This window comes from Nonomuraea gerenzanensis (genome assembly GCF_020215645.1).
Classification (GTDB): Bacteria; Actinomycetota; Actinomycetes; order Streptosporangiales; family Streptosporangiaceae; genus Nonomuraea; species Nonomuraea gerenzanensis.
In genome coordinates, this window is the sequence record NZ_CP084058.1 from 4,322,427 (window position 1) to 4,335,892 (window position 13,466).

The window sequence follows — 13,466 nt, forward strand, 5'->3', positions numbered from 1 at the left end:
TGACCAGCGGGCCTCCGGCCGGGCGTGCCAGAGCACGGGGAGGCCTCCGGCCGGGGCGTACCAGGGCACGGGAGGCGCCGGGCGGGGCGTGCCAAGGCACGGGAGGCATCCGGCCGGGCGCGCCGGGTCACTGCGGCGACCCCGTGGCGGCCAGCGCCCTGAGCTCGCGCGCGATCGACGGCCAGAGCGCGCGCGGCAGGTCGTGCCCCATGCCGGGGTAGATCACCAGGCGCGCGTCGGGGATGGTGAACGCGATCTCCCTGGCCGCCCGCAGGCGCACGACGGGATCCGCGTCACCGTGCACCACCAGCGTCGGCACGGTGACGCCGGCCAGCCGAGGCAGCAGGTCGCCGGCCGCGTTCAGCGCGGCGGCCTGGCGCATCGAGCCGGGCCCGGGGTCAGGGCAGCGGTCGAACATGGTCATGGCGATCTCCCGCCACAGCTCCTCGTCGAGCGGGTACGCGGCCGTGGTGAGCGGCCGGACCGCCTCGACGAACCCGCGTGCGAACCCCTCCCTGCCCGGCCCGGGCCGCCGCATGGTCTTGCCGAGCATGCGCAGCAGGGCGCCGGGGCGCATCCTGCGCAGCCGCCAGCCCGCGTACGTGGCGGCCAGTCCGAGCGTGCGGACCCGGTGCGGCGCGCGCAGCGCGGTGAGCTGCGCGATGGTGCCGCCCGCCGCCGCGCCGAAGAGGTGGGCGCGCTCCCAGCCGAGCGCGTCCATGACCGACACGGCGTCGTCGGCCAGGTCGTCCAGCGTGTACGCGGGCCTGCGCCGCGTCCCCCGGCCGGGGCCGAGCCGGGTGGACAGGCCCGAGTCGCGGTTGTCGTACCGCACGACCGCGAACCCCTGGGCCGCCAGCTCGGCGCAGAGCCCGTCCGGCCAGGCGACCAGTTGCAGGCCCGTGCCGATGATCAGCAGCAGCGGCTCGCCGTCCTGCGCCCCCATCCGCTCGTAGGCGAGCTTCACCTCACCGTTGCGCGCGAACTCGATCGGCATGCCGCCGCCCCTTCTTCAGTTTTTACAATGCACTCGCATTGTAACCATGGCCACGGGTTCCTGCTATCCGGACAACGCGGGCGATATATGCTCACTCGTGATCAACGTGCTAGGACCGGGAGGCTGCCCGATGACCGTCGCCGTCCACGTCGGCCCCGAGCCCGTGCCCGCGCTCATCGAGGCCGTACACCGCGCGGGCGCCCGCGTCGTGCCGCTGGCGGAGGCCGAGGCGATCGTCTACTACGGCAACGACGACCCCGCCGAGGTGCGTTCCATGCTGCACGAGGGCATCCGCTGGGTGCAGCTCCCGCACGCGGGCGTCGAGCGGTGGGCCGACGCGGGCGTCATCACCGAGCACCCCGTCTTCACCGCCGCCACCGGCTCGTACGGGCAGCCCGTGGCCGAGCACGCGCTGGCCCTGATGCTGGCCGCGGCGCGCGGGCTGCACCGGCTGGCCAGGGCCACGACCTGGGGGCCCAACACGTCCAGCGAACTGACCGGATCCACGGTGGCGATCGTGGGCTGCGGCGGCATCGGGCGGGCGCTGATCGCGATGCTGGAGCCGTTCCGGTGCCGGGTGATCGCCGTCAGCGACAGCGGCGAGGTGCCGGGAGCCGCCGAGGTGCTGCCGCGCGCCCGCTACCGCGAGGCGCTGCCCGAGGCCGCGTACGTGGTCGTCGCGGCGCCCGCCACGCCGGGCACCAGGGGGATGTTCGGCGCCTACGAGTTCGGGCTCATGCGGCGCGACGCGTGGCTGGTCAACGTGGCCAGAGGCGGGCTCGTCGTCACCGGTGACCTCGTCGAGGCGCTGCGCGCGGGCCGCCTCGGCGGGGCGGCGCTGGACGTCACCGATCCCGAGCCGCTGCCCGACGGGCATCCGCTCTGGTCGCTGGAGAACGTCCTGATCACGCCGCACTCGGCGAACCCGCGCCCCGCCTACTGGCGCGGCCTGGCCGAGCGCGTCACCTCGAACGTGCGCCGCTTCGGCGCCGGACTGCCGCTCGAAGGGGTGGTGTCACCGGACCGCGGCTTCTAGCCCGGAAGGGGTGATGTCGCCGGGGTCGCGGCTTCCCGCCCGGAAGGGGTGGGGTCACGGGAGGCTGACGCGCGCTCCCGTGCTCAGCCCCGAGTCGTGCACCTCGAGCCCGACCGGCTCCAACTCCCTGGGCAGCTCGAACACCAGCGCGCCGGTGAACGACGCGCCCGCCTCGATGCGGATCGGCGTGATCTCCTTGCCGCCCTTGTCGAGCAGCTTGGTGCCGCCGTGCAGCTCGTCGTCCTCGTCGATGAGCTTCTGCTGGCCGGGGTAGAGCACCCTGGCCTCCTCGCCGACGTTGCGCACCTGCACGCCGATCTGGCAGGTGCGTTCGGCCGCGGCCTTGGCCGGCTTGGGGCACTTGGCGCTCGTCACGGCGAAGCGCAGCTTGCCGTCCTGCACGGGGCCGTCGGCGCCGACGGCGGGCGAGCGGAAGATCCACGCCAGCACCGCCAGCAGCACCACCAGGAGCACCACGGCGATCACCAGCGCGGTCAGGCAGCCCGTCAGCACGCCCCGCTTCTGCCTGGGCGGCCGGTAGCCGGGCAGCCGGCCCTGGCCGGTGGCCGAATGGTCGCCCAGCGGGACCTGCCCGGTGGGCGCGTGGTGCGGCAGCGGCACCTGCCCGGTCTGGTGCGGTAACGGCACCCGGCCACGCCCCACTCCAGGCGTCGGCCCGGTGCGCTCGGCCGGCGGCGGCTGCTGCGGCACGTGCGGGCCGCCGGGCTGCGGGGCGCGGGTGGGCGTGGGGCCGGTGCGTTCGGCCGCCGGCGGCTGCTGCGCCGCATGCGCGGGCTGCGGCCCTCGCGCGGAACCCGGCGTGGGGCCGGTGCGTTCGGCCGGTGGCGGCTGCTGGGCCGCGTGCGGGACGCCGGGCGCGGGTTGCGGCGCACGGGTGGGCGTGGGGCCGGTGCGTTCGGCGGGAGGTGGCTGGGGTGCGCGGTGCTGCTCAGGAGGGCGGGGCGGCAGCGGCCCGTGGCCCGTGCGGTCGGGAGGCGGCATCAGCGGCCCGAACTCCGACGGGTTCCACGCGTTGGTCAGGTGCTTGGTGGCGGCGAGCTGCGCGGCCGGCTCGTCGGAGGCCTCCACCAGCTCCAGCAGCAACTGCCGGGCCGCGGGCCGCCGCGCCGGATCGGGGTGGATGGCCGCCGCGACCAGCCGGTCCAGCGGCGCGGGCAGCCCCCGCAGGTCCGGCGGCGCCTGGCGGGCCCTGGCCGCCATCACGTACGCGTCGCCCTCGCCGAACGGGTGCCCGCCCAGCCCCGCGTACGCGATCAGCGACCCCCACGCGAACACGTCGCCCGCCGGGCTGGAGACCCCCTCGAAGACCTGCTCGGGAGCGATCCAGCCGGGCGTGCCCATCACCATGCCGGCGTTGGTGTGCCGGAAGTGCACGTGCGTCGAGCGCGCCAGCCCGAAGTCGATCACCCGGGGCCCGGCAAGCGTCAGCATCACGTTGGCCGGCTTGAGGTCGCGGTGCACCAGCCCGGCCGCGTGGATGGCGGTCAGCGCGGCGGCCACGCCCACGGCGGCGGCGTGCAGCACCGACGGCGACAGCGCGCCGTGCTCGATGAGGTGGTCCTCCAGCGAGATGCCGTCGATGTACTCGGTGACCAGGTAGAGCACGCCGCGCTCCTCGCCGTGGTCGAGCACCCGCGCCGTGCAGAACGAGGCCACTTTGCGCGCGTTGGACACCTCTTCGTGGAAGCGCGCCCGGTAGACGGGGTCGGCGGTGTAGTCGCGCCGGATGGCCTTGAGCGCCACCCGCGAGCCGTCGGCGGCCTTGGCCAGGTAGACCACGCCCATGCCACCGGAGCCGAGACGGCTGATCAGCTCGTAGGGGCCGATCGCCGGAGGATCTTCCGGCTCAAGAGGAGTGCCTGCGGAGCGCCCCAACGTCGCCGTCCTCTCGCCGTCGTCATCCCGTCTCAACCCGAACCGTTCCTCCCGCCGGTTCGTCCGCTGGCAACCCGAATGGCAACCCGAACCGTTCCGCCGCCCGGCATCCCGTTTGTACCCCAGACTCTAACGGAGGAAGGGGCTGTCCGTTGGACACTAGCCCCCAGGAGGGTCGCGCCGGAGTGGCCGCATCGACACCCGCAGCCGCGACAGATCGATCGCGTGGGGGAGCGGGCGGTGCTGCGAGATCAGCCGCCCGACGGGCTTGGGGCGGGCCGCGCCGAGCACGGCTCCGAGGAAGGCCGTGCCGACGGCGAGCGTCAGGTGCACGCCGCCGCAGCCGGGCCTGGCCCACCACTCGTCCGCGGCCGTGCCGTCCAGCCAGATCTCGGGCGCGAACGTGTTCGCGTACGGCAGTCGCTGGCTGCGCTGGTGCGCCGCGATCGGCACGAGCACGGTGGAGCCGGCGGGCAGCACGCTGCCGTACCAATCGGTGTCGGCCGTCGTGACGCGGGCCAGTGCGGGCACCGGCGGCCACAGGCGCAGCCCCTCGCGCAGGCACGCCCGCAGGTGCTCGGAGTCCTTGCGGGCCGCCTTGCGGTGCGCCGGGTGCGCGGCGAGCAGCGCCAGCGTCTGCGTCAGGCCCGCCGCGGCCGAGCCCAGCCCCATCAGCCAGAACGCCGCGTGCATCAGCGCGCGCGACTCGTTCTCCGGCGTCTCGGCGATCAGCCCGGCCAGGCTGCCGGGCTCGGCGCGGCGCAGGTGGTCGATGATGCGGGCGTCGTAGCGGCCGGACAGGATCTCCTGGCGGCGCCTGGCCCGCCACCGGCCGGCCCGGGTCACGCCCTCCAGCAGCCGGGTCAGCTCCTCGTCGCCCGCCGCGCCGTCGCCGTAGACGCAGCGCCTGGCCACGCGCTGCCAGCAGGCGTTGAGCCGGGCGTGGTCCACCACCCCCTCGGTCAGCGCCGCGGCCTCCTGCCTGGCGATCTCGATGAAGCGCGGCCGCAGCACGTCCGTGGGCAGGCCGAACGGGCGCTCGTGCAGCGTGGGGGCGTAGGCCTCGTCGTCCTCGGACAGCACGCGCAGGGCGTCGAGCTTGGACAGGATCAGCAGGACCCGGCCGCGCAGGCCGCGGACCAGCACGGGCCGGCCGCCGTACCGGGACTCCAGGGCGGCCAGCAGCGCGCGGGCCCGCAGCGGGTCGCGGCCGTGCGTCAGGTGCGGCGTGCCCGGCGGGACGAGCGTGGCCGCCAGGCGCAGGCTCTCCAGCGGCGTGGCCCTGGGCAGGCCCCTAGGCACGTGCGGGCTCCCGCGTTCCGGTGGGGACGTTCATGGTCCGATGTGATCGTCCGGAGGCCCGCGCTCGCAATGAGGGGTTTCGGTCAGTGGAACACTTTCGGGCTGAAGCTGAGCCGGTGTTCCGGTCACCGGAACGAGGGCTTTACACGCCGAGGAGCGCGGCGGAGATGGCCTGGGCGGCACCGCGCACGGAGATGCCCAGCTTGGCCAGCGGCGCCAGGTGAGCGGGCGCCGCCACCCCCACCGACATGCACACCCGCCCGCCCGGCCCGAACACCGGGGCCGCCACGCAGGCCACGCCCTCGGTGAACTCCTCCTGCGAGTAGGCGACGCCGTGCCGGCGGACCTGCGCCAGCTCCCGTTCGAGCGCGGCCAGGTTGGTGATCGTACGGCGCGTCAGCCGCTCGAACGCGCCGCGCGCCATCAGCTCCTGCCGCAGCTTCGGATCGAAGGCCAGCAGCGCCTTGCCCGTCGCCGTGCAGTGCAGCGGGGCGCGGTCGAGGCCGTCGGAGCGCGAGCCGACCCGGTTGTGGCCGTAAAGGCGCTCCACGTAGCGGGCCTCCAGGCCGGACGGCACGGCCAGGTTCACCGTCTGCCTGGTCGTCTCGAACAGGTACAGCAGATAGGGGAGCACCACCCCGCGCGTGCCGGGCACGCGCGCGCGGGTGATGCCCGCCATCGACTCCAGCAGCTCGCCGGGCAGGTACGCGTTGCCCACCCGGCGGGCCAGCTCACGCGAGCAGAGCACGCCCAGGATCCGGTGCGCGGTGGACTTGGGCAGGCCCGTGCTCCGGCAGAGCTGCGACAGCGTGACGGGGCGGGAGGCGGCGCTGAGCGCGAGCAGGATGTCGATCCCGCGCTCCAGGCTGCCCGGCTGGGACGCGGGGCGCTCGTCCGTCATCGGCTGCGCTTGGCTGACCGTTTCCGTCGGCATGGACATCCCTTCGCTCTCCGAGTAGCGGAAGGGGCTTCCCGGGGATTGGCTTTACTCTTCCTGGCGTACCCGGGTCACCAGGCCGTGATACCGGATGATCTCTGCGTACACGGAAACGGCCACCTCGCCAGGCGTTCTGGCCCCTATGTCCAGGCCCGCGGGAACATGCACGCGTTCGCCTCCTTCCACCCGCGCCAGCACGGCCGCGCCGCGTCTGCGGCTGGCGATCAGCCCGACGTACGGCACGCCCGCCGCCAGCGCCTCCCGCAGCACCGGCTCCTCGCCCACCCCGTGCGAGGCCACCAGCACGGCGGTGGTGTCGGCCGCGATGGGACCCGGCCCCGGCTCGACCGTGTAGCCCATCGCCTGCCCCACGGCGGCGAAGGCGCGCGCGATGGGGCTGTCGCCGTGCACGCGCACCAGCCGGGGCGGCGAGACGGACTCCAGGAAGATCTCCAGCGTGCCGCCCGACAGGCACGGCTGGCCCACGGCGACCAGCCCCTCCTCCTCGCGCGGCGCGTCCTCCTCCGGGGTGATGCGCAGCAGCGTGGCCCCGCCGGTGCCCATCAGGCGCAGGCCCTGCGCGCGTACGGTGTCCGTCGCGCACACGCCGCCGACGAACCCCTCGATCGTCCCGTCGGCCAGCACCAGCGCGCGGTCGCCCGCCTTGGCACTGGTGGGCCGCTGCGCCCGCACGACGGTGGCCAGCACGTACGGCTCCCGCCCCGACCGCAGCCGCGCCACCCTGGAGTCAAGACTGGACTCCAGGCCGGCGACCGGCCGCGGCCGGGACGTCGGCATCCCGATGAACTCGGTCACGGGATCGCCAGGTCCGTACGGAACGGGTCGCCGTTGACGACGCGCCACACGTTCGCCGGCGTGAGCGGCATGTCGGCGTGCCGCACCCCGTACGGCGCGAGCGCGTCCACCACGGCGTTGACCACGGCGGCCGGGGAGCCGACCGTGGCCGACTCGCCCACGCCCTTGGCCCCGATCGGGTGCGTGGGCGAGGGCGTGACGGTCTCGCCCAGCTCCCACGACGGGCACTCCATCGAGGTCGGCAGCAGGTAGTCCATGAACGAGGCCCCGAGGTGGTTGCCGTCCTCGTCGAACGCCATCACCTGCATCAGCGCCATGCCGACCCCGTCGGCCAGCCCGCCGTGGATCTGCCCCTCGACGATCATGGGGTTGATCCGCACCCCGCAGTCGTCCACCGCCACGAACCTGCGCACCTTCACCTGCCCGGTGCCCGGGTCCACGTCCACGACGCAGATGTAGGCGCCGAAGGGGTAGGTGAGGTTCGGCGGGTTGTAGACGGTGACCGCGTCCAGGTGGCCCTCGACGCCCTCGGGCAGCTCCAGGTTCGAGTGGGCGGCCAGCGCGATCTCGGCCATCGACTTGCCGGTGGAGGGGTCGCCCACCACCGACCACTTGCCGTCGGCCCACTCCAGGTCGTCCGGGGAGGCCTCCAGCATGGCCGCTGCGACGATCTTGGCCCGGTCCCGTACCTTCCTGGACACGATGGCCGTGGCGGCCCCGGAGACGGGCGTGGAGCGCGAGCCGTACGTGCCGAGGCCGAACGGCGTCTGGTCGGTGTCGCCGTGCACCACCTCCACGTCGTCGGCCGGGATGCCCAGCTCCTGCCCGACGATCTGGGCGAACGTGGTCTCGTGCCCCTGGCCCTGCGACTGGCACGACACCCGCAGCACCGCCTTGCCCGTCGGGTGCACGCGTAGCTCGGCGCCGTCGGCCATGCCGAGGCCGAGGATGTCCATGTGCTTGCGCGGGCCGGCGCCGACCGCCTCGGTGAAGAAGCTGACGCCGATGCCCATCAGCTCGCCCCTGGACCGCTTGTCGGCCTGCTCGGCGCGGAGCTTGTCGTAGCCGGCCATGTCCATGGCCAGGCGCAGCGCCTTCGGGTAGTCGCCCGAGTCGTACTCCCAGCCGGTGGGGGAGGTGTAGGGGAACTGCTCCGGCTTGAGCAGGTTGCGCATGCGCAGCTCGGCCGGGTCCATGCCGAGCTCCGCGGCCAGCACGTCCACCATGCGCTCGACCAGGTAGACGGCCTCGGTGACGCGGAAGGAGCAGGCGTAGGCGACGCCGCCGGGAGCCTTGTTGGTGTAGACGCCGGTGACCTCGCAGTGGGCGGTCTCGACGTCGTACGAACCGGAGAAGACGTGGAAGAACCCGGCGGGGAACTTGGTCGGCTGCGCGGTGCCGTTGAAGGCCCCGTGGTCGGCCAGCACCTTGACCCTGATGCCCTGGATCCTGCCGTCGCGGGTCGCGGCGATCTCGCCGTGCATGTGGTAGTCGCGGGCGAAGGCCGTGCTCATGAGGTTCTCGGAGCGGTCCTCCATCCACTTGACCGGCTTGCCGGTGACGATCGAGCCGACGATCGCGCACACATATCCCGGATAAATGCCGACCTTGCCGCCGAAACCGCCGCCGATGTCCGGCGAGATCACCCGGATCTTGTGCTCGGGCAGCCCGGCCACCATCGCGTACAGCGTGCGGTGGGCGTGCGGCGCCTGCGTCGGGCACCAGACGGTCAGCTTGCCCGTGACCTTGTCGAAGTCCGCCAGCGCGCCGCAGGTCTCCAGCGGGGCCGGGTGCACGCGCGGGTAGATCATGTCCTGCGCGACCGTCACCTCCGCCTGCTCGAACACGGCGTCGGTGCGCGCCCTGTCGCCGGCCTCCCAGTCGAAGATGTGATTGCCGGTACGCCCTTCGAGATCGTCCCTGATCACCGGGGCGCCGGGGTCCAGGGCCTTCCTGGCGTCGATGACCGCGTCGAGGGGCTCGTACTCGACGTCGATCAGCTCCAGCGCGTCGCGCGCCGAGTACGCGTCCTCGGCCACCACGAAGGCGACCTCCTGGCCCTGGAAGCGCACCTTGTCGGTGGCCAGCACCGCCTGGACGTCGTTCGACAGCGTGGGCATCCAGGCCAGGTTCAGCCCGGCCAGCGTCTGGCCGGTGATGACCGCCTTGACCTTCGGATGCGACTCCGCCGCGCTGGTGTCGATGGAGACGATGCGGGCGTGGGCGTGGGGGCTGCGCAGGATGGCGCCGTACAGCATGCCGGGCAGGCGTACGTCGTCGGTGTAGTTGCCGCGCCCGCGGATGAACCGGGCGTCCTCTTTGCGGTGCATGCGTCCAAAGGTCATCTGGCTTCCGCCGCCCATCGGATCGAACGGACGATGTTCTCGTAACCCGTGCACCGGCACAGCTGACCCGAGATCGCCTCGCGGATCCGCGCCTCGTCCGGGTCGGGGTCGCGGTCGAGCAGGGCCCGCGCGGTCAGCAGCATGCCCGGCGTGCAGAACCCGCACTGCAGCCCGTGGCACTCCACGAACCCCTTCTGCACCGCGTCCAGCTCGCCGTCCCGCTCCAGCCCCTCCACGGTGGTGACCTCGTGCCCGTCGGCCATGACGGCCAGCACCGTGCACGACTTGACCGGCACGCCGTCGAGCTGCACCGTGCACACCCCGCAGTTGGAGGTGTCGCAGCCCCAGTGGGTGCCGGTCAGGTCCAGCTCGTCGCGCAGGAAGTGCACGAGCAGCAGCCGCGGCTCGACGTCCCTGGTGTACGACTGCCCGTTCACGGAGACCGTGATCCGCATCTTCAGCTCCTCCCCGCGGCTCTGGCGAGCGCGCGCCTGGTCAGCTCGGCGGCCAGGTGCCGCTTGTAGTCGGCGGGGCCGCGCTGGTCGGCGTGCGGCTCGCAGTGCTCGGCGGCGATCCGGCCCGCCTGCGCGAACGCCTCCTCGTCCGGCGCCCGGCCCTCCAGGTACGCCTCGGCCTCGGGGGCGCAGAAGTGCGCGGCGCCGACCGCCGTCAGGCCGATCCCGGCCCGCGCGATCACGCCGCCTTCGATCCGCAGCACCGCTCCGGCCGCCGCCACGGGCCAGTCGCCGACGCGGCGCTCGACCTTCTCGTACGCGCTGCCCGTGCCGGCCGCGACGGGCACGCGGAGTTGGATCAGCAGCTCGTTGGGCTCGACCGCCGTCTCGTAAGGTCCCTGGTGGAATCGCCTGACAGGCACCGTACGCATGCCGCCCGGCCCCTGGATGACCGCGGTGGCCCGCAGGGCCGCGAACACGGCCGACAAATCCTCCGAAGGATCTCCTTGGCAGAGCGACCCGCCAACGGTCCCCCGATTTCGCACTATTGGGTCGGCAATAACACGCTCCGCATCCCGAAATATCGGGAAAAGGTCGGTGGCGGTGGCACTCTCCAGCAACTCCGTGTGCCGCACCATCGCCCCGATCGCCAGCTCGTCGCCCTCCACGGCGATGCCGCCCAGCTCGTCGGCCAGGCCATTGATGTCGATCAGCGCCTCCGGCTGGGCCAGGCGGAGCTTCATCATCGGGATGAGACTGTGCCCACCTGCGACGACCCTCGCCTCGGGCCCGTAGCGCTCCAGGAGCTCGAGCGCGTGCGGGACGCTTTCGGCTCTTTCGTATTCGAACGTCGCGGGAACCTGCATGAGAGCACATAAGCGGTTACCGATTTGTCGCGACAATCCATAAATAAGGCTTTCCTTAATGCGGCTGCGAGAACTAAGAAGGGGGAGTGACACTCAGCCAGCTCGGCGCGTTCGTCTTCGTCGCCCGCCTCGGCTCGGTCAAGGCCGCCGCGCGGGCGCTCGGCGTCAGCGAGCCCGCCGTCTCCCAGTCGCTGGCCCAGCTCCGCCGGCACCTGGGCGACGCCCTCGTCACCCGCTCGGGCGACCGCATGGTCCTCACCGAGGGCGGCCGGCGGCTGCTCGGCATCGCCGCCCAGATCGTCGCCCTCGGCGCCGAGGCCGTCGCCGCCGTCCAGCCGGGACGTCCCGCCCGCCTGCACGTGGTCATGGACGCGGGCCTGGCCGAGTACGTCGCCGGCCCGCTGCTGTGCCTGTTCACCCAGCGCAAGGCGGTCGAGGCCACCACAGGGGTGTCCGCGACCGCCGAGATCCCGCTGCTGCTGTCCAGCCGCCTGGCCGACGTCGCACTCGGCGCGCAGACCCCGGGCGAGGGCCTGGTCAGCCGCCCCGTGCTGCGCTGCCGCCTCATCGTGGTCGGCTCGCCGCGCGGGCGCCGCGACCACTGGCTGGTCGGCCCGTCCGGCACCGACCCGGCCAGCGACACCAGCCGCCTGCTGCGCCTGCTGCGCGTCCAGGAGTCGCAGGTGCGCGTCTTCGCCAACCAGACGGCCGCCTGGAAGGCGGCGGCCGAAGGCGCGGGCGTCGCGCCCGCCACCGCGCACCTGGTGGCGTCGCAGTTACGGCGGGGCGAGCTCGTCCCCATCGAGACGCCCGCCACCCCGCTGCCCGCCTACTGGTACGCCACCACCCTGGAGCCCGCCACCCGCTCGGCCGCCGCCGGCACCTTCCTGGACTTCCTCACCACTCCGGCGGCCACGCAGGTCATGCGCACCCCGGACGAGGGGATCCCGCGCAGCCGGTTCCGGCCGCCGGTGCACGTGTCGATCTGGAGCTGATCGGCTGCGATGGAGCCGCTTGCCGTCCAGGTGGCCGTTCCTCACCTCCTGGCCCTCCATGAAATGCACGCTCAGCCGCGCATCAGCTCGACGAGCGGCAGCCGGGCGCTCTCGCCGGACCATCGGGGGGTCAGCCGGGCGCGCATGGCACGCTCGCCTGCCGTGGTGCCCACCTTCAGGGCGGCAGTCTCCCGGGCCGCTGGATCATCATCGGTTCGCGATCACACCCGCAGGACGGTGACCTGGCGGCCGGACGGGGTGGTCGCCTGCTCGAAGCCGCCGCGTTCCCGCCACGGCGGGGCCTCGGGGCGGCGGTCGAAGATCACCAGTGCGCCGGTGGTGAGGGTGAGGCGGTCGAGGTAGCGGTCGAGCTGGGCCAGGCCGTCGGGCATCGGGTCGTTCTCGCCGGCCCGCCAGACCTTCAGCTCCATGGCCTCGCGCTGCATCAGCCGCTCGCCGCCGGGGCCGGGGTAGGGCCAGCGGACGAATACGTCCAGGCGTTTGGTGCCTGCGGCGTACTCGCGGTCGAGGTAGCCGCCGCCGTTGACCAGGCGGTGCAGGAAGGCCATCAGGATGATCTGGCAGGCGGCCTCGCGGTAGCCCTCCTGCTGGATGAGGATTTCGCCGTGCTCGCGCCAGAAGACGACGAACTCCCGCAGCAGGCGCGGCAGGTCGAAACGACCGTCGGGAAGCACGAAGCTGTGCGGGTCGGCGTGAATGTTCTGTTCCGTCAGGTCGCCCAGCACGCGCAGGATGAGCTCCTGGTAGATCGGGTTGGCCACCTGAGGCGGGGGTTTCTGGGTGACCAGGCCGAGGTCGCGGACGTAGGACAGATCGCTAGAGAAGGTCGGGTCCGTATGCGGGAACGTCCCGGCCACGATCGGCTCCATGACGCGCTTGACCCGGGGTTCGTGCAGCCGGGCCGCCAGGGAGTCCAGGTGGATGGCGCGCGCCTTGATCAGCCGTTCCTTGGCGTCCTCCACCTGCCCGGTGGTGATGGTCCCCGTCACCCTCGTCTCGGTGATGATCTCATCGGCGAGAGCGTTGACCAGCCAGGGTTGCCCCTGGGTCAGCTCGAAGACCCGGTCCACGGCGTCCTTGGTGAACTCCTGGCCGGTCGCCTGGGTGTGCTGGTCGTAGAGTTCGGCGATCTGGTCGGCGGCGAAGTCGCCCAGGCGTAGCGATTTCCGGATGATGTTGAACGGGCTGGCCGCGTTGTAGCGGTCGGCGGCACCGCCTGAGGCGATCTTGTAGTCACGCACGTCGCGTAGCCCGCACAGCACCACGGACGCGGGAAAAGGCTGGCTCTCATGCCGTGCGTTGTGGCCCTCGCGGAGCTGGCTGAGGATGCTCACCAGGCTGTTGCCCTGCAACGCGTCGATCTCGTCCATGAACAACACCACCCGGCGCGGGCAGCGGCGGCACCACTCGGTCAGTGCCGAGATGAACCGGCCGCCCGGCGTGCCCTGCGGCCAGGGATCCGGCGGCAGCAGCTCCGGCGGCCATCCCGCCCCTTCTGTGGCGCGGCGAAGGGATTCCAGCAGAAGCGACTCAGCTGCGGCGTAGTCGTCACCGGCCGACTTGGCGCGCTCGCAGGAGAACATCACCGCGGCGATGTCTCCCTCGGCGGTCAGCTCGGCGGCCAGGGTGCCCAGCGTGGTCGTCTTACCGGTCTGCCGGGGCGCGTGCAGCACGAAATAGCGGTCCATCTCGACGAGCACGCGCGCCTCGGGGAGCCGCTGCGTCGGGGGCAGCATGTAGTGGCGCCGCGGGTCGCAGGGACCGGTGGTGTTGAAGTACTTCGCGCGGGGTGGCGGCATG

11 protein-coding genes are annotated in these 13,466 nt (G+C 72.9%); 2 read left to right on the forward strand and 9 right to left on the reverse strand.

The annotated features are described in order from the left end of the window. Positions 1-127 precede the first annotated feature (127 nt). Entirely contained in the window at positions 128-997 is an 870-nt protein-coding gene (locus LCN96_RS20535; RefSeq protein ID WP_225274471.1) for an alpha/beta fold hydrolase, read from the reverse strand. Between the two features lie 130 nt (positions 998-1,127). On the opposite strand from LCN96_RS20535, the gene LCN96_RS20540 reads away from it, so the two are divergent. Continuing rightward, on the forward strand, positions 1,128-2,033 hold the full coding sequence (locus LCN96_RS20540) for a D-isomer specific 2-hydroxyacid dehydrogenase family protein (RefSeq protein ID WP_225274472.1): 906 nt from the start codon (positions 1,128-1,130) through the stop codon (positions 2,031-2,033). A 54-nt stretch (positions 2,034-2,087) separates the two neighbouring features. On the opposite strand, the gene LCN96_RS20545 is transcribed toward LCN96_RS20540, so the two are convergent. The 7 genes from LCN96_RS20545 to LCN96_RS20575 all read right to left on the reverse strand — a co-directional run bounded on the left by LCN96_RS20545 (position 2,088) and on the right by LCN96_RS20575 (position 10,650). Next, on the reverse strand, positions 2,088-3,929 hold the full coding sequence (locus LCN96_RS20545) for a serine/threonine-protein kinase (protein WP_225274473.1): 1,842 nt from the start codon (positions 3,927-3,929) through the stop codon (positions 2,088-2,090). A 159-nt stretch (positions 3,930-4,088) separates the two neighbouring features. Next, the gene (locus LCN96_RS20550; RefSeq protein WP_225274474.1) at positions 4,089-5,231 is read right to left on the reverse strand and encodes a cytochrome P450; all 1,143 of its coding nucleotides are present in this window, start codon (positions 5,229-5,231) and stop codon (positions 4,089-4,091) included. 142 nt (positions 5,232-5,373) lie between these two features. Further along, positions 5,374-6,165 carry an IclR family transcriptional regulator gene (locus LCN96_RS20555; protein WP_225274475.1) on the reverse strand — a complete coding sequence of 264 codons (792 nt, stop codon included), beginning with the start codon at positions 6,163-6,165 and terminating at the stop codon, positions 5,374-5,376. A 51-nt stretch (positions 6,166-6,216) separates the two neighbouring features. Further along, positions 6,217-6,984: an XdhC family protein gene (locus LCN96_RS20560; RefSeq protein WP_225274476.1), complete on the reverse strand. Its 768-nt coding sequence runs from the start codon at positions 6,982-6,984 to the stop codon at positions 6,217-6,219. Continuing rightward, complete coding sequence (locus tag LCN96_RS20565) at positions 6,981-9,314, reverse strand: aerobic carbon-monoxide dehydrogenase large subunit (protein ID WP_225274477.1); 2,334 nt, start codon at positions 9,312-9,314, stop codon at positions 6,981-6,983. Before LCN96_RS20565 ends, LCN96_RS20560 begins: the two co-directional genes overlap by 4 nt. 11 nt (positions 9,315-9,325) lie before the next feature. Beyond that, a complete protein-coding gene (locus LCN96_RS20570; RefSeq protein ID WP_225274478.1) occupies positions 9,326-9,784 on the reverse strand; it encodes a (2Fe-2S)-binding protein in 459 nt (152 codons plus the stop codon). Between the two features lie 2 nt (positions 9,785-9,786). After that, positions 9,787-10,650, reverse strand: coding sequence for an FAD binding domain-containing protein (locus LCN96_RS20575; protein ID WP_225274479.1), 864 nt, complete (start codon positions 10,648-10,650; stop codon positions 9,787-9,789). 86 nt (positions 10,651-10,736) lie between these two features. Between LCN96_RS20575 and LCN96_RS20580 the strand changes: the two genes are divergently transcribed. After that, entirely contained in the window at positions 10,737-11,645 is a 909-nt protein-coding gene (locus tag LCN96_RS20580) for a LysR family transcriptional regulator (protein ID WP_225274480.1), read from the forward strand. A gap of 221 nt (positions 11,646-11,866) precedes the next feature. On the opposite strand, the gene LCN96_RS20585 is transcribed toward LCN96_RS20580, so the two are convergent. Then, positions 11,867-13,465 carry an AAA family ATPase gene (locus LCN96_RS20585; protein WP_225274481.1) on the reverse strand — a complete coding sequence of 533 codons (1,599 nt, stop codon included), beginning with the start codon at positions 13,463-13,465 and terminating at the stop codon, positions 11,867-11,869. Between the last annotated feature and the right edge of the window lies 1 nt (position 13,466).